The sequence below is a fragment of the Burkholderia sp. AU6039 genome (genome assembly GCF_002223365.1).
Taxonomy (GTDB): Bacteria; Pseudomonadota; Gammaproteobacteria; order Burkholderiales; family Burkholderiaceae; genus Burkholderia.
Map to the genome: position 1 here is coordinate 2,645,717 of NZ_NKFK01000005.1, position 25,040 is coordinate 2,670,756.

Genomic DNA, 25,040 nt, shown 5'->3' on the forward strand with positions numbered 1-25,040 from the left:
AGTTGCCCGACGGGCGAACCGTTGGTCGAGATGCGCAGGCGATGAACCATCACGCGCCCTCCCGCGACTCCGCCGGAACAGCCGGCTCGGCAAGTTCATGCAATGCCTTGCGAGCGACGGGCACTTCGCGCTTCGGTACGACGAGCAAATTGAGTCCCAGACCGTCGAGCACCTTGAACAACTTGTCGAGGCTCACCGCCCGGCCGTTTTCGAGCCGCGACAGCACGTCCTTGGAGACGCCGAGCATGTCGGCTGCGTCGTCGATCCGCATCTGGTTCTGCGCCCGCCGGTTGCGGACGAGCGCACCCAGCGCCGCGAGATCCTGCGCAAGCGGGTCGGGTGATGCAATCGGGCGGGGTAAGGTGCGGGCCATAATTCCGGGATACCAGGAACAAAACGCCGACGAACGGTATCGACGGCATTGTTACGAGAATCTCGGAATTAAAGACTTGAATGTCAGCGACGGCGAATTGTTCGCATATTTCAGGAACTATACAGACCAGCAAGTGCCACGGCCGGCAGCCGACCGGCATCGTTTCGATGCGCTCGTCGGCCGCCTCTCCTGCGTCAAAACTGCCCCGCCGCCCCCGTCCACCGCAAATAATCCCCGCGTGTCCAGTCGAGCGACACGCCGACCCGTTTCGTGCCGGGCCGGATCTTCGGCTTGTACACCGACAGTGTCAGCGACTCCAGCGCCGGCCATTCACGGAACGACAGCACCGCGATATCGGCGACGAGCGTCTCGAGCAGCCGCGTATGCGGCTTGTGCGACAGGAATGCGGCAAGGCGCGCGCAATAGCCATCGTAATCGATCCACTCGCCCTGCTCGCTCGGCTCGCACCGATAGCCGAGCCGTGCATCGATCACGATCGGCTGCGGCGCTTCATGCTCGTGCGCATGAATACCGATCCGCGCGGGCACCTTCAGTTCGTCGACGAACACGCTCCAGCCGCGCCCGCGCAGGCGCGGCGCGTCGATCGCCACGAACGGTTCGTCGAACGGCTTCATGATGCGAGCGGCGCGGCCGCGTCGAGCATGATGCGCACGAAGTAGTCGGCGAAGCTGCGGCGCAGGACGATCTCGAACGCATCGTCACCGGTCGGGATCAGCACGATCGACGACTTGAAGTAATGCGACTGCGCGCACTGGCCCGGCTTGAACACACGCGGATGGAGATCGAGCGGGCAGCCGCGGGCGAGCACGTCGCGCACGCGTTCGCCGCTGATCTCGACCACCGTATAGCCGCTGCCGACGTCGACGGCCGCCGCATACGAACCCTGCACGGCCTCCGCGAGCTGCGCCTCCAGCACGCCGGCCGGCACCGGCCCGTTCGAGCGCACGAGCCACTCGTCGGGGCCGAGCCACAGCACGTCGTACTCGGCGCCGCGCGCGACCGTGTTCGGCGCCGCGGGCGGCCGGCAGCCGACCACGCGCTCGAACGCGCTCACGAACGCCGGATCGCTCAACTCGCCGCGCACGTTGACGAGATCGAGGAACGGCCGCTCGCGCAGCGTGAACTTCTTCGATGCGCGCGCCTGGTGCGGCTTCAGCACGTCGGCCGCGCCGACGAACGGCGATTCAAGCGTCACGCCGCCCGCGCCCGCCACCTGCGTCTGGTTTCTGGTTTCATTCCACATGCTGGCGCACCCCTTCGGTATCGTAGAAAACCGGGCTCGAGATCGTCGCGGTGATGCGCTTGCCGTTGGCCAGCGGAATCACGACGCTCTCGCCCATCTTGTTCAGGCCGCCCTTCACCACCGCGAGCGCGATCGAGCGCTTCAGGATCGGGCTGTAGTAGCTCGACGTCACGTGGCCGAGCATCGGCGTCGGATCGACCGCCGACACCTGCGTGTCCTTCGCGATGATCTGCGCGCCTTCCGGCAGCACGAACTGTTCGTCCTCGGTCAGCAGGCCGACGAACTGCTTGCGGCCTTCCTTCGCGGTGTCCGAACGCGACAGCGAACGCTTGCCGAGGAAGTCCTTCGACTTCGCGACGACGCCGCCCATCCCGAGGTCGTACGGCGTGATCGAGCCGTCGGTGTCCTGGCCGACGATGATGTAGCCCTTCTCCGCGCGCAGCACGTGCATCGTCTCGGTGCCGTACGGCGTGATGTCGAACTCGGCGCCGGCCGCCATCAGCGCTTCCCACACCGCGCGGCCCGCATTCGCCGGCACGTTCACTTCATACGCGAGCTCGCCCGAGAAGCTGATCCGCATCACGCGCGCCTTCGCGCCCGCGACGGTGCCGTTCCGGTAGCTCATGAACGGGAACGCCTCGTTGCCGAAATCGATGTCCTGGCACACCTTCTGCACGACCTTGCGGCTCTTCGGGCCGACCACCGCGAACGTCGCCCAGTGATCGGTCACCGACGACAGACGCACCTTCATGTCGGGCCATTCGGTCTGCAGCCAGCGCTCGAGCCACGTCAGCACGCGCGCCGCGCCGCCCGTCGTGGTCGTCATCATGAAATGCTGGTCGGCGAGGCGCACCGTCACGCCGTCGTCGAACACCATCCCGTTCTCGTCGAGCATCAGCCCGTAGCGGCACTTGCCCACTTCGAGCTTGTTCCACGGGTTCGTGTACATCCAGTTCAGCAGCTTCACCGCGTCCGGACCCTGGATGTCGATCTTGCCGAGCGTCGACGCGTCGAGGATGCCGACGCTGTTGCGCACCGCGAGGCATTCGCGCTTCACGGCCGCATGGAGATCCTCGCCGTTCGTCGGGAAGTACCACGGCCGCTTCCAGTTGCCGACGTCCTCGAACAGCGCGCCGTGCTCGACGTGCCACTCGTGCACGCAGGTCTTGCGGATCGGATCGAGGAAATCGCCGAGCTCGCGGCCCGCGAACGTGCCGAACGACACGGGCGTGTAGTTCGGGCGGAACGTCGTCGTGCCCGTTTCCGGAATCGTCTTGCCGAGCGCCCCCGCGAGGATCGCCATCCCGTTGATGTTGCCGAGCTTGCCCTGGTCAGTGCCGAAGCCCATCGCCGTGTAGCGCTTCACGTGCTCGACCGACTCGAAGCCTTCGCGTGCGGCCAGCAGGATGTCCGCGGCCGACACGTCGTTCTGGAAGTCGACGAACTGCTTCGGCCCGCGTGCCGCGGCTTCGCGGCTGCCGACCAGCCACAGCGGCTGCAGTGCGCCTTCGACGGGTTCCGCGACCTGCGGCGCGACCGCGCGCTGCGCAGCGGTGAAACCCGCTGCCTTCGCGGCTTCCACGCCCGCATCGACCGCGAGCCGCAGCGCGCGCGCCAGGCCGAATTCGCCGGCTGCTGCGCCGATGCTCGCTTCCGCCTGCACGGGCTTGCCCGGCAGGAAGCAGGCCTTCTCGTCGTTCCAGCAGGCCTTGCCGCCCGACTGCGCGAACAGGTGCAGCACCGGGCTGAAGCCACCCGACATCGCGACGAGGTCGCACGGCAGCGTCTGCAGCTTGCCGCCGGTCTGGCCGTTCGAGTAGGACGCGACGTCGACCGACGATACGCGCCACTTGCCCGATGCACCCGTCACGACCGCGCCGCTCATCACCGTCACGCCCTGCCGCTTCGCGGCGGCCGGCAGCGCGCCGTTCGACGACGCGCGCGAATCGACGACCGTCACCTTCGCGCCGCACGCCTTCAGGTCGAGCGCGGTCTGGTACGCGCGATCGTTGTTCGTGAACACGACCGCGTTGCGGCCCGGCAGCACGCCGAAGCGATGCACGTAGGTGGACACCGCACCGGCGAGCATTACACCCGGCAGGTCGTTGTTGCCGAACACGATCGGCCGCTCGTGCGCGCCGGTCGCGAGGATCACGCGCTTCGCGCGGACCTTCCACAGCAGCTCGCGCGTGCCCTTGCGCATCGACACCGGCAGGTGATCGGTCAAACGCTGCGTGACCGTCACGAGGTTGTGGTCCTGGTAGCCGAACGCGGTGCTGCGCGACAGGATCGTCACGTCGGGCAGCTTGCGCAGCTCGGCCTCGATCTTCTCGACCCACTGCAGCGCGGGCTTCGCGTCGATCTCGGCGCGGCACGACAGCAGGCTGCCGCCGAGCTCGCGCTGGTCGTCGACGAGGATCACGCGCGCGCCGGCCGTGGCCGCCGCATGCGCGGCCGCGAGGCCCGACGGGCCACCGCCGACCACGAGCACGTCGCAGTGCGCGTAGCACTTGTCGTAGCGATCGGCGTCGAGCGCTTCCGGCGCCTTGCCGAGGCCGGCGGCTTCACGGATCTTCTCTTCGTACTTCGGCCACATGTTGCGCGGCCACATGAAGGTCTTGTAATAGAAGCCGGCCGGCAGGAAGCGCGACAGCTTCTGGTTGATCGCGTACTTGTCGTTCTCGAGCGACGGCTCCGCATTCACGCTGGACGCGACGAGCCCCTGGTACAGCTCGATCTCGGTCGCGCGTGCGTTCGGCACCGTGTACGGGCCCGATTCGAGCTGCACGACGGCGTTCGGTTCCGCGACGTCGGCCGTCACGATCCCGCGCGGGCGGTGGTACTTGAAGCTGCGCGCGACGAAGTGCACGCCGTTCGCGAGCAGCGCGGACGCGAGCGTGTCGCCCTGGAAGCCCTGATACGTGCGGCCGTTGAACGTGAAGGTCAACGGAATCGCGCGATTGATGCGGCCACCGGTGCCGAGGCGGTCTTTCTGGCTCATTTGCTCGTGCCCTCTTCGTGTGCGTTGCCGGCAGCTTCGCCACCGAACTTTTCGTAGCCCTTGATATCGTAGGTCACCGTGTCGCGGGTGGCCTTGAACCAGCGGCGGCAGCCCTGCGTGTGCAGCCATTGCTCCTTGTGCAGCCCACGCTTGTTCTCGCGCATGAACACGTACTCGCCCCATTCGCGGTCGGTCATGTTCTCGTTGTTCACGGGGCGCACGATGTCGGCTTCACCGCCGCACGAGAACTCGGATTCGGCGCGCGGCCCGCACCACGGACATTCGATCAGCAACATGTTTCTTTCTCCTGTGTCTGTGCGGTAGCGGTCAGTGCGCGACGGCGGCAGCGCCGTGCTCGTCGATCAGGTGGCCCGTGTAGAAACGGTCGAGCGCGAACGGCGCGTTCAGCGGATGCGGTTCGTCGCGGGCGATCGTGTGCGCGAACACCCAGCCCGAGCCGGGCGTCGCCTTGAAGCCGCCGGTACCCCAGCCGCAGTTGAAATAGAGGCCCTTCACGTCGGTCTTGGTGATGATCGGGCACGCGTCCGGCGACACGTCGACGATGCCGCCCCACTGGCGGTTCATCCGCACGCGCGAGAACACCGGGAACATCTCGACGATCGCCTGCAGCGTGCTTTCGATGATGTGGAAGCTGCCGCGCTGGCCGAAGCCCGTGTACTGGTCGATGCCGGCGCCGATCACGAGGTCGCCCTTGTCGGACTGGCTGATGTACGCGTGCACCGCGTTCGACATGATCACCGAGTTGACGACCGGCTTGATCGGCTCGGACACCAGCGCCTGCAGCGGGTGGCTTTCGATCGGCAGGCGCACGCCGGCCATGTCGGCGAGCGTCGTCGTGTTGCCGGCCGCGACCACCGCAACCTTCTTCGCCTTGATGAAGCCCTTCACCGTATCGACGCCGACCACCGCGCCGCCTTCGCGGCGAATGCCCGTCACCTGGCAGTTCTGGATGATGTCGACACCCGCGCGGTCCGCGCCGCGTGCGAAGCCCCAGGCCACCGCGTCGTGACGCGCCACGCCCGCGCGGCGCTGGATCGACGCGCCGAGCACCGGGTAGCGGCTGTTCAGGTTGATGGTCGGCTCGATTTCCTTGATCTGCGCGGGCGTCAGGAATTCGGCGTCGACGCCGTTCAGCCGGTTCGCGTTCACGCGGCGCTCGGTGTCACGCACGTCCTGCAGCGTGTGGGCCAGGTTCATCACGCCGCGCTGGCTGAACATCACGTTGTAGTTCAGGTCCTGCGACAGCCCTTCCCACAGCTTCATCGCCTTCTCGTACAGCGCGGCCGATTCGTCCCACAGATAGTTCGAGCGGACGATCGTCGTGTTGCGCGCGGTGTTGCCGCCGCCGATCCAGCCCTTCTCGAGGATCGCGACGTTCGTGATCCCGTGCTCCTTCGCGAGGTAATACGCGGTCGCGAGGCCGTGGCCGCCGCCGCCGACGATCACGACGTCGTATTCCTTCTTCGGTTCCGGGCTCTTCCACTGCTTTTCCCAGTTCTCGTGATACGAGAGGCCGTTGCGGAACAGGCTGAATATCGAGTAGCGGCTCATGTGAGTGATCCTTCGTTTAGCATTCGATGACGTTCACGGCCAGACCGCCGCGCGACGTTTCCTTGTATTTCGTCTTCATGTCGGCGCCCGTCTCGCGCATCGTCTTGATGACCGAATCGAGCGACACGTAGTGCTGGCCGTTACCCTTGAGCGCCATGCGCGACGCGTTCAGCGCCTTGATCGCGCCCATCGCGTTGCGCTCGATGCACGGGATCTGCACGAGCCCGCCGACCGGGTCGCAGGTCATCCCGAGGTTGTGCTCCATGCCGATCTCGGCCGCGTTCTCGACCTGGTCGGGCGTGCCGCCCATCACCGCGGCGAGCGCGGCCGCGGCCATCGAGCACGCGACGCCCACTTCGCCCTGGCAACCGACTTCCGCGCCGGAAATCGACGCGGTTTCCTTGTAGATGATCCCGATCGCCGCGGCCGTCATCAGGAATTCGACGATGCCGGCTTCGTTCGAGCCCGGCACGAACTTCACGTAGTAGTGCAGCACCGCGGGAATCACGCCGGCCGCGCCGTTGGTCGGCGCGGTGACGACCCGGCCGCCCGCCGCGTTCTCCTCGTTGACGGCCATCGCATACAGGTTGACCCAGTCGAGCATCGACAGCGGGTCGCGCAGCGACTCCTCCGAGCGCGCGCGCAGGCGATTGTTCAGCTCGGCCGCGCGGCGCTTCACGCGCATCGGGCCCGGCAGGTCGCCCTCGACCTTGCAGCCGCGCTCGACGCAGGCGGCCATCGTGCGCCAGATCGCGAGCAGCCCGGCGCGCACTTCGTCGGCGGGACGCAGCGCGCATTCGTTGCGCATCATCAGCTCGGCGATCGACAGCCCGTGCTCGCGGCACTGGCGCATCAGGTCGTCGCCGGTGCGGAACGGATACGGCACCTCGACCGCCGCGCGCACGCCGTTCACGCGATCGCCGTCGCGGTTCACGACGAAGCCGCCGCCGACCGAGTAATACTCTTTCTCGACGAGCAGCTGGCCGTGTTCGTCGAACGCCTGGAAGCGCATCCCGTTCGGGTGCACGATGCTCGTGCCGCTCATCAGCTTGCGATAGAAGCCGATGTGCTCCTTTTCCTCGAAGCGGACGGTCTGCTTGCCGAGCAGCGACAGCGATTTCTCCGCGCGGATCGCGGCGAGCCGCGGCTCGATCAGGTCCGGATCGATCGTGTCGGGCAGGTGGCCCTCGAGACCGAGCAGCACGGCCTTGTCGGTGCCGTGGCCCTTGCCGGTCGCGCCGAGCGAGCCGTATAGTTCGACCCGCACGCGGCGCACGAAACCGAGCAGGTTCGCGTCCTCCACGTGCGACGCGAAGCGGCACGCGGCGATCATCGGGCCGACCGTATGCGAACTGGACGGGCCGATGCCGATCTTGAACAGGTCGAAGACGCTGACGTTCATCTGGCTTCCTCTGGGTGGGACACACGTGAAATGACGTTGGCGCCAGTACATCAAAGCGTAAAATCGGCCGATAGAACAAAAACGGCATCGGCGTGGGATACCGCCGCCAAGCGCCCTGCCGGCAGGCCCGAAAGTGCGTTTTGGCGATGGTTCGCGACGGAAAACCACAAGTCGTGCCGGAACCGATCAGCGACGCTGGCTGCATCCGCCCCGCCCGGCCGCCGTATCCGCATGACCCGTATCAACAGACTGAGTGAGACCGCCCGCCCGGCGTGAAGAGATTGGCCGCGATGACAACCGACGTACCCGCTTCCCCCCTCGCAGAACCCACGCCGCGGCGTATCCGCTTCGGCATCGTGCTGCTGCCGAACTTCACGCTGACGGCCTTCTCCGGCTTCGTCGACATGCTGCGGCTGTCGGCGGACGACGGCGACTACAGCAAGCCCGTGCGCTGCGCGTGGAGCGTGATCGGCGAGACCCTCGCGCCGGTGCGCGCAAGCTGCGGGATCCAGATCACGCCGTGGGAAACGTTCGACGCGGCCGAGCCGTTCGACTATGTGGTGGTGGTCGGCGGGTTGCTGCATTCGGGGCCGCAGGCGGGCCCCGAGACGCTCGACTTCATCCGCCGCGCGGCGGCGGGCGGCGCGACGGTCGTCGGCATCTGCACCGGCGTGTTCACGCTGATGCGCGCCGGCGTGCTCGACGGCTACCGCACCTGCGTGAGCTGGTTCCACTACTGGGATTTCATCGAGCGCTTTCCGGCTGCCGATCCCGACCTGCTGATCGCCGACCGGCTGTTCGTGATCGACCGGCGCCGCATCACCTGCTCGGGCGGCCGCGCGTCGATCGACGTCGCCGCCGCGATCCTGCTGCGCCACTTCGATCACGCGACCGTGCAGAAGGCGCTGCGCATCCTGCTGGTCGGCGAGATGCAGAAAGGCAACGCGCCGCAGCCGCATCCGCCGGGCCTCGAGCCGGCGACGCACCCGAAGGTCAAGCGCGCGATTCTCCTGATGGAACAGCATGTCGGGCGTGCGCTGTCGCTCGACGAGCTCGCGAGCAAGCTCGATTTGTCGACGCGGCAGCTCGAGCGGCTGTTCAAGGCGGAGACGGGCAAGAGCCCGCAGGCGTTCGCGAAGCAGGTGCGGCTGCGCACGGCCGCGTGGCTGCTGACGAGCTCCGACCGCACGGTGGCCGATATCGCGTCGAGCTGCGGATTCGCCGATGCGTCGCACCTCGGGCGCGAATTCCGCAAGCAGTTCGGCGTGCCGCCTGCGACGTATCGGGAGCGTGGCGGCGAAGTGGCGGAAGCCGGCGCGGCAATCGCGGCGGACGCCGTCGAGGACATCGCCGACTGACGGCGACGGGCCCCCGCTCCTTTTCCAACCGTTCGCGCATCGACACTCGAACGCATCGGATTCGATTCAATTGGAACCGGTTCCAGTCAATTTAGCCGACGTTGCACTCCGTTAACCGAGGGTTATCCCGGATGCTGACGCCCATTCAAATTTGTATGATGACCACATAACCTTACAAACCAGAGCGCCATGTTCGAGAAAATTCCCGCCCGTGCGATGAGCGACCATGTCGCGCAGCAACTGCTCAAGCAGATCGAAGTCGGCAGTTTCTCCGCCACCGGCAAGCTGCCCACGGAGGCCGTGCTCGCGCAGGAATTCGGCGTGAGCCGCACCGTGATCCGCGAGGCGATCTCGCGGCTGAAGAACGAAGGCGTGGTCGAGCCGCGCCAGGGCAGCGGCGTGTACGTGAACCAGCACGGCGCGATCCGGCCGCTGCGGATCGACTACGCGGAGGCCGTCGAAGCCACGTCGCTGCCGCACCTGCTCGCGGTGCGCCGCGCGATCGAGGCCGAGGTCGCCGCCGAAGCCGCGCTGAACCACACCGATGAAGACATGGCCGACATCGACGATGCGCTGCGCAAGATCGACGACGCGGTGGCCGAAGGGCGCGATGGCGTCGCGGAAGACGTCGCGTTCCACCGCACGATCGCGGCCGTCACCGGCAACCCGTATTTCCTGAAGACGCTGCAGTTCCTGAACCAATACCTCGAAGCCGGCGTGAAGGTCACGCGGCGCAACGAAGCGACGCGCGAGGACTTCTCGCGGCAGGTGCGCGAGGAACACGCGGCGATCGCCGACGCGATCCGCGCGCGCGACCCGATGGCCGCACGCAACGCGGCGCGCACGCACATGTACAACGCCGCCCGCCGCCTCGCGGAAGCCGGTATCTGCTGAACCCGGCGGCCGCCGCGCCGCCCCTCTCCCGAATCGATCAAGGTTGACCATGTCACGAAATGTTGGAGTCATCGGCCTGGGCGCGATGGGCCTCGGCGTCGCCCGCTCGCTGCTGCGCGCCGGCTTGCGCGTGCACGCATGCGACGTGCGCGACACGGTGCTGCAGGCGTTCGCCGCCGAAGGCGGCATCGCCTGCGCGACGCCGGCCGAACTCGGCGCGCAGTGCGACGTCGTCGTCACGCTCGTCGTCAATGCCGCGCAGACCGAAACGGTGCTGTTCGGCGAGCACGGCGCGGTCGCGGCGATGAAGCCGGGCGGCGTCGTGATCGCCAGCGCGACCGTCGCGCCCGAATTCGCGGTCGCGCTCGGCGCGCGGATCGAGGCGGCCGGCCTGCAGATGCTCGATGCGCCGGTATCCGGCGGCGCCGCGCGCGCGGCCTCCGGCGAGATGACGATGATGACGTCGGGCCCGGCCGCCGCGTATGCGGGCTGCGAGGACGTGCTCGCGGCGATCGCCGGCAAGGTCTATCGCCTCGGCGACGCGCACGGCATCGGCTCGAAAGTGAAGATCATCAACCAGCTGCTGGCCGGCGTGCACATCGCGGCGGCGGCCGAGGCGATGGCGCTCGGCCTGCGCGAAGGCGTCGATGCCGACGCGCTGTACGACGTGATCACGCACAGCGCCGGCAATTCGTGGATGTTCGAGAACCGCGTGCCGCACATCCTGAACGGCGACTACACACCGCTGTCAGCCGTCGACATCTTCGTGAAGGATCTCGGCCTCGTGCTCGATACGGCCCGCCGCAGCAAGTTCCCGCTGCCGCTGTCGGCCACCGCGCACCAGATGTTCATGAGCGCGTCGAGCGCCGGCCACGGCGGCGAGGACGACTCCGCCGTGATCAAGACTTTCCCCGGCATCACGCTGCCGCCCGCCCGCTGATTCGACCGACGTACTTGCCATGACCGCTTCCGCTTCCCGTCCCCTGCTCGGCTGCATCGCCGACGATTTCACCGGCGCGACCGATCTCGCGAACATGCTCGTGAAGAGCGGCATGCGCACCGTGCAGACGATCGGCGTGCCCGCCGACGGCGCCGCAGGCACCCCGCTCGACGCCGACGCGATCGTCGTCGCGCTGAAGTCGCGCACGATCCCCGCCGCCGACGCCGTCGCGCAATCGCTCGCCGCGTACGAATGGCTGCGCGCGCAAGGCTGCCGGCAGTTCTTCTTCAAGTACTGCTCGACGTTCGATTCGACCGACGCGGGCAACATCGGGCCCGTCGCCGATGCGCTGCTCGATGCGGCCGGCGGCGGCTTCACGATCGCGTGCCCGGCGTTCCCCGAGAACGGCCGCACGATCTATCGCGGCCACCTGTTCGTCGGCGACGTGCTGCTGAACGAATCGGGGATGGAGAACCATCCGCTCACGCCGATGAAGGACGCGAACCTCGTGCGCGTGCTGCAACGGCAGACGAAGTCGCCGGTCGGCCTGATCCGCTACGACACGATCGCGCTGGGCGCGGCCGCCGTGCGCACGCGGATCGAGCAACTGCGCGCGGAAGGCGTGCGCTTCGCGATCGCCGACGCGCTGTCGGACCGCGACCTCTACGTGCTCGGCGAAGCGTGCGCGGGCTTGCCGCTCGTCACCGGTGGCTCGGGCATCGCGCTCGGCCTGCCCGCGAATTTCCGTCGCGCGGAGCAACTGCCCGAACGCGACAACGCGGCGTCGCTGCCGCGCATCGAAGGACTCTCGACGGTGCTCGCCGGCAGCGCGTCGAAGGCCACCAACGCGCAGGTCGCCGCATGGCGCGCCACGCGGCCGAGCTTCCGCATCGATCCGCTCGCGGCATCGCGCGGCGAACCCGTCGTCGAGCAAGCACTCACCTTTGCGCGCTCGCACCTGCCGCAGCCCGTGCTGATCTATGCGACCGCGACGCCCGACGAAGTGAAGGCCGTGCAGCAGGCGCTCGGCGTCGACGCGGCCGGCCATCTCGTCGAAGCCACGCTCGCGGCGATCGCGCGCGGCCTGCGTGATCTCGGCGTGCGCAAGTTCGTGGTCGCCGGCGGCGAAACGTCCGGCGCGGTCGTGCAGGCGCTCGACGTGAAGTCACTGCAGATCGGCACGCAGATCGACCCGGGCGTGCCGGCGACGGCCACCATCGACGCGCAGCCGCTCGGCCTCGCGCTGAAGTCCGGCAACTTCGGCGCCACGGACTTTTTCGACAAGGCGCTGCGCGCGCTGGACGGAGCCGCACGATGAGCGACGAAGCGAAACTGCGCGAAGAGATCTGCGTGGTCGGCGCGAGCCTGTATGCGCGCGGCCATGCGGTCGGCAGCGCGGGCAACATCAGCGCGCGCCTGCCCGACGGCTGGCTGATCACGCCGACCGATGCCTGCCTCGGCCGGCTCGACCCGAACGACATCGCGAAGGTCGGCCTCGACGGCCAGCCCGTATCGGGCGGCAAGCCATCGAAGACGCTCGCGCTGCATCGCGGCATCTACGCGCGCAATGCCGAAGCGAACGGCGTCGTCCACACGCATTCGACGCATCTCGTCGCGCTGACGCTCGCGGGCGTGTGGCACGACACCGACGTGCTGCCGCCGATCACGCCGTACTACGTGATGAAGGTCGGCCACATTCCGCTGATCCGTTACCGCCGCCCCGGTGATCCGGGCGTTGCCGCCGAAGTCGCGGCGCTCGCCGATCAGGTGCGCGGCGTGCTGCTCGATCGCCTCGGCCCGGTGATGTGGGGACCGTCGGTGTCGCACGCGTCGTATGCGCTCGAGGAACTCGAGGAAACGGCGCGGCTGTGGCTGATGACGCACCCGAAACCCGAGCCGCTCGACGACGCCGCGCTGGACGAACTACGCGCCAGCTTCGGCGCGCGCTGGTAGCGGCGCGCCGCGCAACGATTCCCATGCCTGCCGTGTGCGCGGGCCCTTCCGTCAGCACACACACGACCGGCGACGTACGCGCCGCCGGCACACGACATCATTGGAGACGACGATGACTGCTCTCGACGCGGCCGCTGGCCGCTCGCCCGCCGCGCCCGCCCATGCCGCGGAACTCGACCGCACCTACAAGAAAGTGTTCTGGCGCATCGTGCCGTTCCTGATGCTCTGCTACGTGGTCGCGTATCTCGACCGCGTGAACGTCGGCTTCGCGAAGCTGCAGATGTCACAGGACCTCGCGTTCAGCGAAACGGTGTTCGGGCTCGGCGCCGGCATTTTCTTTCTGGGCTATTTTCTGTTCGAACTGCCAAGCAACCTGCTGATGCACCGCATCGGCGCACGCATCTGGATCGCACGGATCATGATCACGTGGGGCCTGCTGTCCGCATTGTTCGCGTTCGTGCAGACGCCGACGCAGTTCTACGTGCTGCGCTTCCTGCTCGGCCTCGCGGAAGCCGGCTTCTATCCCGGCGTGATCCTGTACCTCACGTACTGGTTCCCGTCGCATCGCCGCGCGAAGATCATCGCGGTGTTCATGTCCGCGATTCCCGTGTCGGGCATCTTCGGCAACCCGCTGTCGGGCTGGATCATGGAGCGCTTCCACGGCGGCTCGGGCTTCCACGGCTGGCAATGGATGTTCATGATCGAAGCCGTGCCGGCCGTGCTCGTCGGCATCGCGACGATCCTGTATCTCGACAACAGCATCCGCAGCGCGAAGTGGCTCGACGAGCGCGAGAAGCAGCTGCTGGAGGACGAGATCGCCGCGCAGCCGCAGGAACAGCAGAAGCACGGCCATTCGCTGAAGGCCGTGTTCGCGGACCCGCGCATGTGGTGGATGTCGCTGATCTACTTCGCGTTCGTCACCGGCCAGTACGGGCTCACGTTCTGGATGCCGACGCTCGTCAAGTCGACCGGCATCACCGATACGCTGCAGATCGGCCTGCTGTCGGCCATTCCGTTCCTCGTCGCGATCGTCGTGATGAACCTGTTCGGCCACAGCGCGGACAAGCGCCGCGAACGCCGCTGGCACCTGATCGTGCCGGCGCTGATGGGCGCAATCGGGTTTGCGGTCGCCGCGTCGTACTCGCACAATACGGCGGTGTCGATCGTGTTCCTGTCGCTCGCGGCGGGCGGCGTGCTGACCTGCGCCCCGCTGTTCTGGTCGCTGCCGACCGCGTTCCTCGCGGGCTCCGCGGCCGCGGCCGGGATCGCGATCATCAACTCGGTCGGCAACCTCGCCGGGTTCGCGAGCCCGTACGTGATCGGTTACCTGAAGGACGTCACGCACAGCACGGCGTCCGGCATGTACGTGCTCGCCGCGATGCTCGTGATCGGCGCGATCGCGGTGTGGCTCACGCCCGCGAAACTCGTGAACCGCTGATTCGCCAAGTCGCCGATCCGGCCGCCATTCGACGCGGGGCGCCGTGCGCGCCCCGCCCCATTCATTCACAGGACCCGCTGCCATGCCACGCTTCGCCGCCAACCTCTCGATGATGTACACCGAGCACGCGTTCCTCGAACGCTTCGCCGCTGCCGCCTACGACGGCTTCAAGGCCGTCGAGTACCTGTTCCCGTACGACTTCGCCGCCGAGGACATCCGCGCGCGCCTCGATGCGCACCACCTCGAGCAGGCGCTGTTCAACGCGCCGCCCGGCGACTGGGCCGCGGGCGAACGCGGCACCGCGTCGCTGCCGGGCCGCGAGGACGAGTTCCGGCGCGGCATCGACCAGGCGCTCGACTATGCGCGCGTGCTCGGCAACAAGAAGCTGCACGTGATGGCCGGCATGGTGCCGCCGGGCGCCGATCGTGCGCGCCATCGCGACACGTACCTCGCGAACCTGCGGCATGCGACGCAGGCCGCCGCCGCGCATGGCATCACGATCCTGATCGAGCCGATCAACCCGCGCGACATGCCCGGCTATTTCCTGAGCCGCCAGGACGACGCGCAGGCGATCTGCGCGGAAGTCGGCGCGCCGAACCTGAAGGTGCAGTTCGACTGCTACCACTGCCAGATCGTCGAAGGCGATCTCGCGATGAAGCTCAAGCGCGATTTCGCGGGTATCGGCCATATCCAGATCGCGGGCGTGCCCGAACGCCACGAGCCGGATATCGGCGAACTCAACTACCCGTATCTGTTCGCGCTGATCGACGCGCTCGGCTATGACGGCTGGATCGGCTGCGAGTACCGCCCGAAGGCCGGCACGTCCGAAGGGCTCGGCTGGCTCAAGCCGTACCTGTAATTCCAGCATTCTTCCGAGGGTAAAGAACATGAAAGTACTGATCACCGGCGGCGCCGGCTTTCTCGGCCAGCGTCTCGCACGCAAGCTGCTCGAGCGCGGCGAACTCACCGGCCCCGATGGCCGCAGCGAGAAGATCGACGAGCTGGTGCTGCTCGACGTCGTCGCAGGCAGCGATTTCGGCGACGCACGCGTGACGTCGATCGTCGGCGACATCGCCGAGCGCGCGGTGCTCGACCGAGCGATCGACACGCAAACCGGCGCGATCTTCCACCTCGCGGCGATCGTCAGCGGGCAGGCCGAAGCCGATTTCGACCTCGGCATGCGGATCAACCTCGACGCGTCGCGCACGCTGCTCGAAGTGTGCCGCGCGCGTGGCCATCGGCCGCGGGTCGTGTTCACGAGCTCCGTCGCGGTCTATGGCGGCACGCTGCCCGACGTCGTGCAGGACGACACCGCGCTGAACCCGCAATCGTCGTACGGCGCCGAGAAGGCGATCGCCGAGCTGCTGCTGTGCGACTACGCGCGGCGCGGCTTCGTCGACGGCCGCGTGCTGCGGCTGCCGACGATCAGCGTGCGGCCGGGCCGCCCGAACGCGGCTGCGTCGTCGTTCGCGAGCGGCATCATCCGCGAGCCGCTGAACGGCGAGGAAAGCGTGTGCCCGGTGCCGGGTTCGACGCGGCTGTGGCTGCTGTCGCCCCGCGGCGCGATCGAAGCGCTCGTCGCGGGCTGCGAGATCGACGGCGCGAAGCTCGGCAACAAACGGGTGATCAATCTGCCCGGCCTGTCGGTATCGGTCGACGAAATGATCGCGGCGCTGCGCGAAGTCGCGGGCGACGACGTCGTGAAGCTGATCCGCCATGTGCCGGACGAGCGCGTCGAGAAGATCGTCGGCAGCTGGCCGGGCCGTTGGGATACGTCGCGCGCGGAAGCGCTCGGGCTGACGGGCGATACGTCGTTCGCGGACGTGATCCGCAGTCATCTCGCCGACGAACGGCGCTGAGTCCCGCGCGGCCCGCCGCGCGGGCGCGGGCTCCCCGGTCGCATCAACGCGGCCGGGCGGATTCCCCGATGGGCAGCGGCGCGGCTTTCGTTCCGCCCGGCCGCTTCGCCGAACCGACCGCCCACTGCCATGCCAGCAGGCCCGGCAGATAAAACAGCAGGTCGCGCACGCGGCGGGCGCCGGCCAGTGCGAGACAGGTCGGCGGGTCGAACCCGAGCAGCCCGCCGATCAGCACGAACCCGCCCTCCTGCACGCCGAGCCCGCCCGGCATCAGGAACGCGATGCTGCTCACGAGCTGGATCAGCGCCTCGATCGCGAGCGCCTGCGCGAACGTCGGCTCCGCGCCGAGAAAATACAGCGCGAGCCAGATTTCCAGCGCATAGCCGACGAACTGCAGCGTCTGCCAGATCACGAGATAACGCACGACGATGCCGGTCTTTCTCCAGATCATCCGGATCGATTGATCGGTGCGCGCCGATTCGCCGACCAGCGCCACCACCTTGCCGCTCGTGACGCGGTTGAGCACGCGCATCGCGCGTTCGAAAGGCCGCGCGTGCTGCACCAGCGCGAACAGCAGCAGCACCGGTACCAGCGCGGCCATGCCGATCGCGAGGTTGCCGGCCACCCGCGCGGCGTCGGACGACACGTGCTCGAGCACGTAGCCGATCGCGACCAGCGCGAACACGAGCTGGCTGATCAGCGTCAGCTGCATGTCGGCGACGAGGCTGGCGACGGCGGTGGCCGGCCGCACGCCCGCCTGCCGCAGCAGGCCGAACGACACGATCTCGCCGCCGATCCGCGCGACCGGCAACAACCCGTTGATCGATTCGCGGATCCACACGAGCTTCAGCATCGTCGCGAACGACGGCCGGCGCGGGCCGCGGATCAGCATCCGCCAGTCCCACGCATTCGCGAGCATCGGCAGGATGTGCGCCAGCGCCGCGAGCAACAGCCCGGCCCCGGCGATCTGCAGGCGATGCAGGATGTCGAGCGGATGCTCGCGCCAGATCAGCCACACGGCGAGCGCGAGCCCGCCCAGCGCCGCCGCCTGCCCCACGTGGCGCAGCCGGGCGTCGCCCCGCGCGGCGTTCCGCTCCGCGGCATCGGCAGCGGGGTTCGTTGGGGTCGTCATGATTCGCTCGCGGGCGACAGCAGCCCTTCCCGGTCGACGCGAAAACGCGTGCCGCGCCACACGACATGCGACGAGAAGAAGCTCGACACGAACACGACGAACTGCAGGAGATCGACGAACGGCAGCCACAGCGCGCCGCGCAGGCCGGCGCCGGTCGCCCGGCTCGTGTTCAGCATCAGCAGCGCCCGCGCGGCGAGCGCCGCGACCGTCAGCCCGCACGCGACGGCCGTGCCGCCGGAAAACAGCAGCGCCAGCAGCGCGAGCGGCACCGGGTGCATCAGCACCGAGCCGGCGTGACCGAGCCGGTCCGCCGCGCGGATCGTGCAGCTCCACCGCAATTCGTGTGCGTACAGCTTCGCGAACGTCTCCTCGACGCACGCATGCCCGACGACGAACGGCGGAATGACGACCTGCGCGCCCACCTGCCGCACCGCCTCGCCCAGCGCATGATCCTCGGCCAGGTGATGCGCGAAACGCGTGAGGCCGCCGATGCGTTCGAGCGTCGCGCGCGTGATCGCAATCGTCTGGCCAAAGCATGGCCGTGCGCGCCCGAGGAAGAGCCCGGTGATCACGCCCGGCAGGAAATGGTAGTTCGTCATCGCGACGGCGACACCGGGCCAGAAGCCCGGCGATGCGATGCCGCGATACACGCTCGTCACGATGCCGACCTCCGGCTGCTGCAGCGCGCCGACGACGGCGCGCAAATAATCGCGCTCGACCCGAACGTCGCTGTCGGCGAGACAGAGCACCGAATACTCCGCGTGTTCGAGCATGTTCACGAGATTGGCGATCTTGCGGTTCGGCCCATAGAGCCGCGCATCGGCGACGACCTTGATGTTCGCTTCAGGGTAGCGCGCCCGCAGCGCCTCGACGGCCACGAGCGCCTTGTCGTTCGCGTCGTGCACGCCGAACAGGTGCTGGACCGGGCCCGGATAATTCTGCACGAAGAAGCTTTCGAGATGCTGTACGAGTTGCCACTCGTCGCCGTGCAGCGGCTTCGCGACGGTGACGCCCGGATAGTCGCGCGGCTCGGCCGGCGCCCGGGAAAAGAACCGGCCGACCAGCACGCTGGCCGTGATCGTGTAGGCAATGCCCAGTAACACGCCCAGCCCGCAGACGATCGACATTGCCCCGGCCAGCGCGCGCAGCACATGCAGCAAAACCATGCTTCTCCCCAGTGGTGACCCGTGCGACCACGACACCCGGGAGCCGCCGCGCGCACGCAGGGTCAGCCGTGCACGCCGCCGTATCGATTCCCGTGGAGCCGGATGTGAAGGACGACCAAGCGACGATACGCGCAATCAGATGACACGACTACCGTGCGGCGATCGATTCCTGTCACGCGCACGTAGCCGCAGGCGAGCGCGGCGCGGAACGCGACGTCGGCAAGCTTGCGGGCCGAAAGGATCGCGGTGGCCAACGCGATGGCGACCCAGATACGAAACGTCATCGTGGTGAAAAATGCTTCGGGTACGTGCCATGCAAGCAACGACACCAGCATGAAACCCTGGATGAACATGCCGGCCAGCGCGGCGATCAGCAGGTGGGCACGCCATCGCTCGATCGTCGAAGGTGCCATGATGAAAGAGTCTCCCGTGCGGACGACCGCTATCGATCTGAAAGATTCGAAAGGTCGCGTAGGTCAGGATGAAGAAAAGCGACAGTCCAGCGGAGAACGATTGTGGCGACGCCTGCTTAACGTTTCGTTAAGAAAGCGAACGTAGAATCCGCTCGACCGATATCGTCCCCGTCGTCCGCAGGAGTCTCCATGTCCACGCCCGCCCGATATGACACCGTTGCGCGCTTGCTTCACTGGCTGATCGTCGCGCTGGTCATCGCGCAATATGCGATCGGCTGGACGATGCCCGACGTGCATCGCGACACGCGGCCCGTCGGCCTGATCGCCGCGCACCTCCTCGTGGGCACCGCGCTGCTCGCGGCGATGGCTTGCCGCGTGCTGTGGCGCGTGACGCATCGCCCACCCGCGAGTGACCTGCCGCCCGCGATGCGTGCACTGTCGGGCGCGACGCATTTCGCGCTCTACGCGCTGCTGATCGCGGTGCCGCTGCTCGGCTGGATCAACGCGTCGTCGCGCGCATGGAGCGTGACGTTGCTCGGGATCGTGCCGTTGCCCGCGCTGTCGGCGGCCGGCTCCGCGTTCGGCCACGCGATGGGCGACGTGCACGGCATCCTCGCGTGGGCACTGTTCGTCGGCATTTGCCTGCACGTGGCGGCCGCGCTCGCGCACCGCTTCGTGCTGCGCGATCAGGTCATGCAGCGCATGATGCCCTGGTGATCGCCATGCTGGCGGCACCGCATGCCATCGTGCGCATGTGCCGGATTGCCGCCGATACCGCTACCGTCTGCGTTCCGCTTCGTCGCACGCCCGACCGGCCGCTCATCGCGCGCGGCCGATGAGATGATCGCGCCGCCGCGCGAAGCGGCGCGCGATGACCGGCGGCGCGGCCGGCGCCCTTCTGCCGCGTCGAGCGGCACGAAGGGCGGCCGTTCGGCCGTGCCGCGAACACGACGGCCTGAAGTCGCACAAGACCATGTCGACACCTAGTTGCTGGTCTGCGCCGGCATACCGGCGGCCGGCGCGTGCGCGGCGTCAGCCGCCATCCGGGCCCGGTCCTGCTCGGCAAGCTTCGCTTCCGCCGCCTGGATGTCCGCCGGATACTCCCCTTCATCTCCCTTCGCCGGGTCGTACCCGGCTGCTTCCAGACGCATCAATTCGTCGCGAACCTGGGCACGCGTCAGCGGCGCGGCCGATTGCGCGAAGGCCGACTGACCGACGATCGCGCCGATCATCATAAGTACTGCGATATATGTTTTCATCATGAACTCCTTCAATGTTCCGTATCGATCAACCGTGTTGAATCCCTCGAATGCCTGACCTGCGAACGCAGGCGGCTGCGTCAGCTTCCGAAATAGACCGCGCAGAAGCTCGCGGGGCCGACGCATGCGGCGGAACCCTGGCGCGGCGACATCGTCGCCGGCCTGCCCGCTTCGGATGACGCGGCCGGATCGCTGCCGACCGCCGTGCTGGCCTGATGCGTCGGCATCTGTTCGACCTGCCGCTGGAACAGCGGGCTCACGTCCGGATACGACGTATCGGTCACGAAGCGCAGCCCGTTGTTTTCGGCGTCGATCAGTTCCTGCCTGACCTGCGCGCGCGTCAGTGCCTGTGCCGACGCTTGCGTCGCGACACCCGCGAGAGAAATCGCCGCCACCGCGGCGGCCACCAGCCAATGCGTGTTCATGTTCCACTCCTTGAGAAGTCAACGAGACGACGTGCTACACCCGTATGACGACGGAGCGCGTGCGTTTATTCCCGCGCGTCGCGCAACCCGGATCACGCGGCGTCTCGAGCGCCGGGCGCGCCCGGCACGGACGTTCATGCAACTGTCATTCTTTCGTCAGCCGGCGTAACCTGACGTAACGCAGCGCCTGCCGCGCTTCGGGCAGACTGACGTCACCCCTTACGGATCGCCCTTCGATCGATCATGTCTGTCGCCTACGACTATGCAGCCGGCCTGCTGCGCACGCTGTTCGACCGCCATATCGACGGCGGCGCGGTGCTCGACACGGCCGTGTTTCCCGACACCGAGCGTTTCGTCCGTGCCTGGACCGACATCCAGGCTGAGGCATTCGCCGTGGCGCGCGACATGCCGCGCATCCCGCGCTTTCACGAGATCATGCGCGAGCAGTACGACATCTCGGCCAACGATGCACGCGACTGGCGGATGTTCATCATGCAGGCGTACGGCCAGCCGTTCCCGCGCAACCTGTCGCGCTGCCCGACCGTCGCGTCGATCGTCGCGGCATCGCCGGACGTGCTGTCCGCATCGCTGTCGTTCCTCGCGCCCGGCAAGCACATTCCCCCGCATCGCGGGCCGTTTCGCGGCATCCTGCGCGGCTATCTGGTGCTGTCGATGCCGACGCGCGCGGACGGCACGCCGGCCGCCGTGCTGAAAGTCGACGGCCACGAATACCGGCTCGAGGAAGGGCGTTTCCTGCTGTGGGACGACACGTTCCTGCACGAGGTATGGAACGACAGCGACGCGGTGCGGATCGTGCTGCTGCTCGATATCCGCCGGCGCGGGATGCCGCGCCTGCTCACGTGGCTGTCGAATGCGGTGATCGGTGTCGTGCGGATCGGGATCAGGATGCGCGGGCGGTCGATTCCGGTTTAGCGCGTGTGAGCGGCGTGGCTTCCCGTCACGCCATGCGCGGCGAATCGTCCTGTGCCAGTTCCGCCAGGATCGACGTCAGCGCGCGAATCTTGGGCTGCATCGCACGCGGCGACGGGTACACGAGGAAATAGCCGAGACCGTTGTCCACGACCTCGCCAAACGGGGCGACCAGCGTCCCGGCCGCGAGCCGGTCCCGGGCCATGCGCGGGTCACCGATCGCCACGCCGTGCCCCTGCTCGGCGGCGGTGAGCGTCAATTCGAGCGTGTCCAGTACGAGCCCGGCTTCCGGGTCGACCTGCGTCGCGCCGACGGCCGCGAGCCAGCAGCGCCACTCGTCGTGCCCGTGGGCGGGATGAAGCAACGTGGCCTGCGCAAGGTCGGCGATCGATCTCAATGAAGCGGCCAGCGTGCCGGTACACATCGGCGTCAGCCGCTCTGCAAAGAGCGGAACCGACACCATGCCGGCCCAGTGCCCGGCGCCTCGTACGACGATCGCGTCGACGTCGGTTCCGGCGAAATCCGGCGTGTCGTCCGCCGACGTCTGGATCCGCAGCTCGGTCTGCGGGAGTGCGCGATTGATCGCCGGGAGACGCGGCAGCAGCCAGCGGATCGCGAAGGTCGACGGCAACCGCAGCGTGAGAACCGGCGCGACGCCGCCATGCGCCTGCGCGTGGCGTGCCAGTTGCGTCAGGACGTCGACGGCCACCGTCAGCAACGCGCCGCCTTCCGCAGTCAGTGTCAGCCCCGACGCATGACGCACGAACAGCGCACACCCGTAATGCACTTCCAGTTGCTGCACCTGACGGCTCACCGCCCCCTGGGTCCGGCACAGATGATCGGCAGCCCGGCTGAAGCTGCCGAGTTCGGCCGCGGCAACGAAGGCCTGGAACGCCGTCAACGGCGGCAGGGCTCGCGTGAGTTCGGCAAGCGGGTATGCACGGGCCGCATGCCTGGGTTGCGGATTTTTCGATTGTTCGGACATCTGTGCATCGCTATCGTGGTTGCACCGGATCCGCCTCACCTGTCGCGGCCCGGCTCGTCAACAACCCGCGGAGAAAGAGAATGGACCCATCGTCGAAAGCACTATACACGCGGCAGGTCGACACCTACCTGAAGGCGCTCGAGCGCGGCGACGTCGCCGCGATCTGCGCATTGTTCACGCCGGATGCGCGGATTTATTCGCCGTTTCTCGGCTGGATGCAGCCGACACCGTTTTTCGAAAAAGTCGTTTCCGCATCCGGACAAAGCCGCATCACGGCGATCGACATCTGCGTCAGCGCGACCGGCGCGCGACGGGCAACCGGTTACTTCGTGTACGACTGGGGGCTGAAGGACGGCTCGGCGGTGCAGTTCGAATGCGTCGATGTGTTCGAATTCGACGAAAGCGGACGCGTCGAGCGCATGGTCATCGTCTATGACACGCATCCGGTCAGGGCGGCGGTGGGTGACAAGTACGCGTAATACGACTGCACGATATCTGCCCGGCAAACCATCACCGATGGCTCTGTCGTTCCCGGGCGCGGGAGTCAGGATGCATGACGCTCCGGGGTCTCCAGTGCATAGATCCCTCGTTTCGCTGCGCATCGGAATGGCGGATCGATCGCCCGCACGTTCGTCAGTTCCCAGCACACGTATCCGGCACACCATTGCTTGCCTTGCGCGCGGGCTTCATCCGGCGTCCAGTCGTGTACCCCCACGACGTCGACCAGCGCGAGCGCGATCCCGTCAGGGTCCTCCTGTCCGTCCTGACGCAGGAAGATCGTGTTCTGCACCAGCACGAGATCACGCAACGGTATGACCGGCGGCGCCCACGACCGGATTTCGACCCGCTTGCGGCCCGCGACGATATCGTCGACGGCGGGTTTGACGATCGACAGCGCGGATCGCGGCATGGCAAGTATTTCCTTCATCGGCAAATGGAAAGCGTACGACTGACGGTCGCATGGCGGTCGATTCCTGTATGCGATGACGATCCGGCAAGGATTGTTGCCGATTCGCCGGAACGTGTCGACCCGGCCGGATCGGACACGCCGGCGCACCGCGACTACGCGATGCCGGCTTTCCGCCCCCAAAGGATCGCCTAAACTACAGACCGTCCCCTCAGCGAGGCTCCTGCCAGCCACCGCCATGGCGCACCTCTTCTTCGCCGCCTCGATCCAGCGGCATATCGAAACGCCCGAGCGTGAGATCGACGCCCACTCGGTCGGCGAAGCATTCGACACCGTTTTCGGCGAGCAGCCGCGGCTGCGCGGCTACATCCTCGACGACCAGGGTGCGCTGCGCAAACACCTGTCGGTATTCATCGACGGCCAGCCGATCCGCGACCGGCAACACCTGTCCGATGTGCTCGGCGACGCCAGCCGGGTCTATGTCGTGCAGGCGTTGACGGGCGGATAAGGGGACATATGCACAAGCACCGGCCGCGCACCCCAACGTCAAGCCGGGCATCCGGAGACATCGCAAATGAACGATCGACTGCTCGTCGCCACCCGCAAGGGCCTGTTCGTCCTGCAGGCCGACGGCCACGGCGGCTGGACGCTCGGTGAGCCGCACTTCGCCGGCGAGCCGGTCAGCATGGCGCTCGCCGACCCGCGCGACGGCACGCTGTATGCGGCGCTGAACCTCGGCCATTTCGGCGTCAAGCTGCACCGCCGGCGCGCAGGCGCCGCCGACTGGGAAGAATGCGCGGTTCCCGTCTATCCGCCGCAGCCCGCCGACGCCCCACCCGCCGGTGCCAGTGTGAATGCCGGCACCGGCGACGACGACGACGCGCCACCCGGCACGCCGCAACCGCCATGGACGCTCCAGCAGATCTGGGCGCTCGAAACCGGCGGCGCCGACGAACCCGGCGTGCTGTGGGCCGGCACGATTCCCGGCGGACTGTTCCGCTCCGACGACGGCGGCAGTTCCTGGGTGCTCAACCGGGCACTGTGGGATCGCCCGGAGCGCGCCGAATGGGGCGGCGGCGGATACGATGCGCCGGGCATCCATTCGGTGATGGTCGATCCGCGCGACAGCCGGCACGTGACGGTCGGCATCTCGTGCGGCGGCGTCTGGCAGACCGCCGACGGCGGCGCGACGTGGCGCGTGACCGCCGACGGCATGGAAGCCGACTACATGCCGCCCGAGCGGCGCGGCGAGCCCAACGCGCAAGACCCGCACCGCGTCGTGCAATGCGCGGCCAACCCGGACGTGCTGTGGACGCAGCATCACTGCGCGATCTTCCGCTCGACCGATGGCGCCGAACACTGGCGGCGCATCGAGGCGCAGCCTTCGAGCTTCGGCTTCGCGGTAGCCGTGCACCCGCATGAACCGGACACCGCGTGGTTCGTGCCGGCCGTGAAGGACGCGTGCCGGATTCCGGTGAACGGTCGGTTCGTCGTCACGCGCACGCGCGACGGCGGGCGCAGTTTCGAGCAGTTTTCGAACGGGTTGCCGAGTGCACCGGCGTACGACCTCGTGTATCGGCACGGGCTCGCGATCGATGACACCGGTACGCGCCTCGCGATGGGATCGACCACCGGCGGGTTATGGACGTCCGGTGACGGCGGCGAAAACTGGCAACTGGTGTCTGCGCATTTGCCGCCGGTTTATTGCGTCAGGTTCGGGTGACGGTGGGTGTGCGAGCGGGTCGGTTCGCATCGGCCTGCACGGCCCG

The 25,040-nt window shown here is 67.7% G+C and carries 27 protein-coding genes; 13 read left to right on the forward strand and 14 right to left on the reverse strand.

The genetic code is table 11. The features are described from left to right. Window positions 1-49: 49 nt before the first annotated feature. The 7 genes from CFB39_RS29590 to CFB39_RS29620 form a co-directional block, all read right to left on the reverse strand. Window positions 50-373 (reverse strand): helix-turn-helix domain-containing protein, encoded by a 324-nt coding sequence (locus CFB39_RS29590; RefSeq protein WP_089475497.1) that lies wholly within the window; start codon window positions 371-373, stop codon window positions 50-52. A gap of 194 nt (window positions 374-567) precedes the next feature. Further along, window positions 568-1,008 (reverse strand): dihydroneopterin aldolase, encoded by a 441-nt coding sequence (locus CFB39_RS29595; protein ID WP_011354099.1) that lies wholly within the window; start codon window positions 1,006-1,008, stop codon window positions 568-570. Beyond that, window positions 1,005-1,637 carry a sarcosine oxidase subunit gamma gene (locus tag CFB39_RS29600; protein WP_089475498.1) on the reverse strand — a complete coding sequence of 211 codons (633 nt, stop codon included), beginning with the start codon at window positions 1,635-1,637 and terminating at the stop codon, window positions 1,005-1,007. The genes CFB39_RS29595 and CFB39_RS29600 overlap by 4 nt, the downstream gene beginning before the upstream one ends. After that, on the reverse strand, window positions 1,627-4,638 hold the full coding sequence (locus CFB39_RS29605) for a sarcosine oxidase subunit alpha family protein (protein WP_089475499.1): 3,012 nt from the start codon (window positions 4,636-4,638) through the stop codon (window positions 1,627-1,629). Before CFB39_RS29605 ends, CFB39_RS29600 begins: the two co-directional genes overlap by 11 nt. Then, window positions 4,635-4,934, reverse strand: coding sequence for a sarcosine oxidase subunit delta (locus CFB39_RS29610; RefSeq protein WP_089433164.1), 300 nt, complete (start codon window positions 4,932-4,934; stop codon window positions 4,635-4,637). The genes CFB39_RS29605 and CFB39_RS29610 overlap by 4 nt, the downstream gene beginning before the upstream one ends. 31 nt (window positions 4,935-4,965) lie before the next feature. Beyond that, window positions 4,966-6,210 carry a sarcosine oxidase subunit beta family protein gene (locus CFB39_RS29615; protein ID WP_006480591.1) on the reverse strand — a complete coding sequence of 415 codons (1,245 nt, stop codon included), beginning with the start codon at window positions 6,208-6,210 and terminating at the stop codon, window positions 4,966-4,968. A gap of 16 nt (window positions 6,211-6,226) precedes the next feature. Beyond that, entirely contained in the window at window positions 6,227-7,612 is a 1,386-nt protein-coding gene (locus CFB39_RS29620; RefSeq protein ID WP_089426777.1) for an L-serine ammonia-lyase, read from the reverse strand. A gap of 290 nt (window positions 7,613-7,902) precedes the next feature. On the opposite strand from CFB39_RS29620, the gene CFB39_RS29625 reads away from it, so the two are divergent. The 8 genes from CFB39_RS29625 to denD all read left to right on the forward strand — a co-directional run bounded on the left by CFB39_RS29625 (window position 7,903) and on the right by denD (window position 16,054). Further along, window positions 7,903-8,970: a GlxA family transcriptional regulator gene (locus CFB39_RS29625; RefSeq protein ID WP_089475702.1), complete on the forward strand. Its 1,068-nt coding sequence runs from the start codon at window positions 7,903-7,905 to the stop codon at window positions 8,968-8,970. 189 nt (window positions 8,971-9,159) lie between these two features. After that, window positions 9,160-9,864: a FadR/GntR family transcriptional regulator gene (locus CFB39_RS29630; protein WP_011354089.1), complete on the forward strand. Its 705-nt coding sequence runs from the start codon at window positions 9,160-9,162 to the stop codon at window positions 9,862-9,864. Window positions 9,865-9,913: 49 nt separating this feature from the next. Next, entirely contained in the window at window positions 9,914-10,804 is an 891-nt protein-coding gene (ltnD, locus tag CFB39_RS29635; protein WP_006489132.1) for an L-threonate dehydrogenase, read from the forward strand. Window positions 10,805-10,823: 19 nt separating this feature from the next. Then, complete coding sequence (gene otnK / locus CFB39_RS29640) at window positions 10,824-12,122, forward strand: 3-oxo-tetronate kinase (RefSeq protein WP_089475500.1); 1,299 nt, start codon at window positions 10,824-10,826, stop codon at window positions 12,120-12,122. Then, window positions 12,119-12,757: an aldolase gene (locus CFB39_RS29645; protein WP_089475501.1), complete on the forward strand. Its 639-nt coding sequence runs from the start codon at window positions 12,119-12,121 to the stop codon at window positions 12,755-12,757. The genes otnK and CFB39_RS29645 overlap by 4 nt, the downstream gene beginning before the upstream one ends. A gap of 112 nt (window positions 12,758-12,869) precedes the next feature. Then, entirely contained in the window at window positions 12,870-14,195 is a 1,326-nt protein-coding gene (locus CFB39_RS29650; RefSeq protein ID WP_089426773.1) for an MFS transporter, read from the forward strand. Window positions 14,196-14,277: 82 nt separating this feature from the next. After that, the gene (gene otnI / locus CFB39_RS29655) at window positions 14,278-15,054 is read left to right on the forward strand and encodes a 2-oxo-tetronate isomerase (protein WP_089475502.1); all 777 of its coding nucleotides are present in this window, start codon (window positions 14,278-14,280) and stop codon (window positions 15,052-15,054) included. A 28-nt stretch (window positions 15,055-15,082) separates the two neighbouring features. After that, complete coding sequence (gene denD / locus CFB39_RS29660; RefSeq protein ID WP_089475503.1) at window positions 15,083-16,054, forward strand: D-erythronate dehydrogenase; 972 nt, start codon at window positions 15,083-15,085, stop codon at window positions 16,052-16,054. 43 nt (window positions 16,055-16,097) lie between these two features. Here denD and CFB39_RS29665 read toward each other — a convergent pair whose 3' ends face one another. The 3 genes from CFB39_RS29665 to CFB39_RS29675 all read right to left on the reverse strand — a co-directional run bounded on the left by CFB39_RS29665 (window position 16,098) and on the right by CFB39_RS29675 (window position 18,765). Beyond that, entirely contained in the window at window positions 16,098-17,186 is a 1,089-nt protein-coding gene (locus CFB39_RS29665) for a lysylphosphatidylglycerol synthase domain-containing protein (RefSeq protein WP_089475504.1), read from the reverse strand. Continuing rightward, window positions 17,183-18,352, reverse strand: a complete 1,170-nt coding sequence (gene hpnI / locus CFB39_RS29670) for a bacteriohopanetetrol glucosamine biosynthesis glycosyltransferase HpnI (protein WP_089475505.1) — start codon at window positions 18,350-18,352, stop codon at window positions 17,183-17,185. The genes CFB39_RS29665 and hpnI overlap by 4 nt, the downstream gene beginning before the upstream one ends. Before the next feature lie 62 nt (window positions 18,353-18,414). After that, on the reverse strand, window positions 18,415-18,765 hold the full coding sequence (locus CFB39_RS29675) for a hypothetical protein (RefSeq protein WP_089426768.1): 351 nt from the start codon (window positions 18,763-18,765) through the stop codon (window positions 18,415-18,417). A 189-nt stretch (window positions 18,766-18,954) separates the two neighbouring features. On the opposite strand from CFB39_RS29675, the gene CFB39_RS29680 reads away from it, so the two are divergent. Beyond that, window positions 18,955-19,482: a cytochrome b gene (locus CFB39_RS29680; protein WP_089475506.1), complete on the forward strand. Its 528-nt coding sequence runs from the start codon at window positions 18,955-18,957 to the stop codon at window positions 19,480-19,482. 266 nt (window positions 19,483-19,748) lie between these two features. On the opposite strand, the gene CFB39_RS29685 is transcribed toward CFB39_RS29680, so the two are convergent. Together CFB39_RS29685 and CFB39_RS29690 are read right to left on the reverse strand one after the other, a co-directional pair. Continuing rightward, a complete protein-coding gene (locus CFB39_RS29685; RefSeq protein ID WP_089475703.1) occupies window positions 19,749-20,024 on the reverse strand; it encodes a DUF4148 domain-containing protein in 276 nt (91 codons plus the stop codon). An 80-nt stretch (window positions 20,025-20,104) separates the two neighbouring features. Further along, the gene (locus CFB39_RS29690) at window positions 20,105-20,449 is read right to left on the reverse strand and encodes a DUF4148 domain-containing protein (protein ID WP_089475507.1); all 345 of its coding nucleotides are present in this window, start codon (window positions 20,447-20,449) and stop codon (window positions 20,105-20,107) included. A gap of 243 nt (window positions 20,450-20,692) precedes the next feature. Here CFB39_RS29690 and CFB39_RS29695 point away from each other — a divergent pair, with 243 nt between their 5' ends. Next, complete coding sequence (locus CFB39_RS29695; protein WP_089475508.1) at window positions 20,693-21,382, forward strand: aspartyl/asparaginyl beta-hydroxylase domain-containing protein; 690 nt, start codon at window positions 20,693-20,695, stop codon at window positions 21,380-21,382. A 25-nt stretch (window positions 21,383-21,407) separates the two neighbouring features. On the opposite strand, the gene CFB39_RS29700 is transcribed toward CFB39_RS29695, so the two are convergent. Continuing rightward, a complete protein-coding gene (locus tag CFB39_RS29700) occupies window positions 21,408-22,364 on the reverse strand; it encodes a LysR substrate-binding domain-containing protein (RefSeq protein ID WP_089475509.1) in 957 nt (318 codons plus the stop codon). Between the two features lie 80 nt (window positions 22,365-22,444). On the opposite strand from CFB39_RS29700, the gene CFB39_RS29705 reads away from it, so the two are divergent. Further along, window positions 22,445-22,843: a nuclear transport factor 2 family protein gene (locus tag CFB39_RS29705; protein WP_089475510.1), complete on the forward strand. Its 399-nt coding sequence runs from the start codon at window positions 22,445-22,447 to the stop codon at window positions 22,841-22,843. A gap of 65 nt (window positions 22,844-22,908) precedes the next feature. Here CFB39_RS29705 and CFB39_RS29710 read toward each other — a convergent pair whose 3' ends face one another. Further along, on the reverse strand, window positions 22,909-23,292 hold the full coding sequence (locus CFB39_RS29710) for an ASCH domain-containing protein (RefSeq protein WP_241025767.1): 384 nt from the start codon (window positions 23,290-23,292) through the stop codon (window positions 22,909-22,911). A 217-nt stretch (window positions 23,293-23,509) separates the two neighbouring features. On the opposite strand from CFB39_RS29710, the gene CFB39_RS29715 reads away from it, so the two are divergent. Together CFB39_RS29715 and CFB39_RS29720 are read left to right on the forward strand one after the other, a co-directional pair. Continuing rightward, window positions 23,510-23,779 carry a MoaD/ThiS family protein gene (locus CFB39_RS29715; RefSeq protein ID WP_043180651.1) on the forward strand — a complete coding sequence of 90 codons (270 nt, stop codon included), beginning with the start codon at window positions 23,510-23,512 and terminating at the stop codon, window positions 23,777-23,779. Between the two features lie 66 nt (window positions 23,780-23,845). Continuing rightward, window positions 23,846-24,994, forward strand: a complete 1,149-nt coding sequence (locus CFB39_RS29720; protein WP_089475512.1) for a sialidase — start codon at window positions 23,846-23,848, stop codon at window positions 24,992-24,994. Window positions 24,995-25,040: the final 46 nt, after the last annotated feature.

What these genes read in the sequence shown, in the direction of transcription:
- CFB39_RS29590 (WP_089475497.1), bottom strand. Translation starts at nt 373, where the DNA reads ATGGCCCGCACCTTACCCCGCCCGATTGCATCACCCGACCCGCTTGCG.
- CFB39_RS29595 (WP_011354099.1), bottom strand. Translation starts at nt 1,008, where the DNA reads ATGAAGCCGTTCGACGAACCGTTCGTGGCGATCGACGCGCCGCGCCTG.
- CFB39_RS29600 (WP_089475498.1), bottom strand. Translation starts at nt 1,637, where the DNA reads ATGTGGAATGAAACCAGAAACCAGACGCAGGTGGCGGGCGCGGGCGGC.
- CFB39_RS29605 (WP_089475499.1), bottom strand. Translation starts at nt 4,638, where the DNA reads ATGAGCCAGAAAGACCGCCTCGGCACCGGTGGCCGCATCAATCGCGCG.
- CFB39_RS29610 (WP_089433164.1), bottom strand. Translation starts at nt 4,934, where the DNA reads ATGTTGCTGATCGAATGTCCGTGGTGCGGGCCGCGCGCCGAATCCGAG.
- CFB39_RS29615 (WP_006480591.1), bottom strand. Translation starts at nt 6,210, where the DNA reads ATGAGCCGCTACTCGATATTCAGCCTGTTCCGCAACGGCCTCTCGTAT.
- CFB39_RS29620 (WP_089426777.1), bottom strand. Translation starts at nt 7,612, where the DNA reads ATGAACGTCAGCGTCTTCGACCTGTTCAAGATCGGCATCGGCCCGTCC.
- CFB39_RS29625 (WP_089475702.1), top strand. Translation starts at nt 7,903, where the DNA reads ATGACAACCGACGTACCCGCTTCCCCCCTCGCAGAACCCACGCCGCGG.
- CFB39_RS29630 (WP_011354089.1), top strand. Translation starts at nt 9,160, where the DNA reads ATGTTCGAGAAAATTCCCGCCCGTGCGATGAGCGACCATGTCGCGCAG.
- ltnD (WP_006489132.1), top strand. Translation starts at nt 9,914, where the DNA reads ATGTCACGAAATGTTGGAGTCATCGGCCTGGGCGCGATGGGCCTCGGC.
- otnK (WP_089475500.1), top strand. Translation starts at nt 10,824, where the DNA reads ATGACCGCTTCCGCTTCCCGTCCCCTGCTCGGCTGCATCGCCGACGAT.
- CFB39_RS29645 (WP_089475501.1), top strand. Translation starts at nt 12,119, where the DNA reads ATGAGCGACGAAGCGAAACTGCGCGAAGAGATCTGCGTGGTCGGCGCG.
- CFB39_RS29650 (WP_089426773.1), top strand. Translation starts at nt 12,870, where the DNA reads ATGACTGCTCTCGACGCGGCCGCTGGCCGCTCGCCCGCCGCGCCCGCC.
- otnI (WP_089475502.1), top strand. Translation starts at nt 14,278, where the DNA reads ATGCCACGCTTCGCCGCCAACCTCTCGATGATGTACACCGAGCACGCG.
- denD (WP_089475503.1), top strand. Translation starts at nt 15,083, where the DNA reads ATGAAAGTACTGATCACCGGCGGCGCCGGCTTTCTCGGCCAGCGTCTC.
- CFB39_RS29665 (WP_089475504.1), bottom strand. Translation starts at nt 17,186, where the DNA reads ATGACGACCCCAACGAACCCCGCTGCCGATGCCGCGGAGCGGAACGCC.
- hpnI (WP_089475505.1), bottom strand. Translation starts at nt 18,352, where the DNA reads ATGGTTTTGCTGCATGTGCTGCGCGCGCTGGCCGGGGCAATGTCGATC.
- CFB39_RS29675 (WP_089426768.1), bottom strand. Translation starts at nt 18,765, where the DNA reads ATGGCACCTTCGACGATCGAGCGATGGCGTGCCCACCTGCTGATCGCC.
- CFB39_RS29680 (WP_089475506.1), top strand. Translation starts at nt 18,955, where the DNA reads ATGTCCACGCCCGCCCGATATGACACCGTTGCGCGCTTGCTTCACTGG.
- CFB39_RS29685 (WP_089475703.1), bottom strand. Translation starts at nt 20,024, where the DNA reads ATGAAAACATATATCGCAGTACTTATGATGATCGGCGCGATCGTCGGT.
- CFB39_RS29690 (WP_089475507.1), bottom strand. Translation starts at nt 20,449, where the DNA reads ATGAACACGCATTGGCTGGTGGCCGCCGCGGTGGCGGCGATTTCTCTC.
- CFB39_RS29695 (WP_089475508.1), top strand. Translation starts at nt 20,693, where the DNA reads ATGTCTGTCGCCTACGACTATGCAGCCGGCCTGCTGCGCACGCTGTTC.
- CFB39_RS29700 (WP_089475509.1), bottom strand. Translation starts at nt 22,364, where the DNA reads ATGTCCGAACAATCGAAAAATCCGCAACCCAGGCATGCGGCCCGTGCA.
- CFB39_RS29705 (WP_089475510.1), top strand. Translation starts at nt 22,445, where the DNA reads ATGGACCCATCGTCGAAAGCACTATACACGCGGCAGGTCGACACCTAC.
- CFB39_RS29710 (WP_241025767.1), bottom strand. Translation starts at nt 23,292, where the DNA reads ATGAAGGAAATACTTGCCATGCCGCGATCCGCGCTGTCGATCGTCAAA.
- CFB39_RS29715 (WP_043180651.1), top strand. Translation starts at nt 23,510, where the DNA reads ATGGCGCACCTCTTCTTCGCCGCCTCGATCCAGCGGCATATCGAAACG.
- CFB39_RS29720 (WP_089475512.1), top strand. Translation starts at nt 23,846, where the DNA reads ATGAACGATCGACTGCTCGTCGCCACCCGCAAGGGCCTGTTCGTCCTG.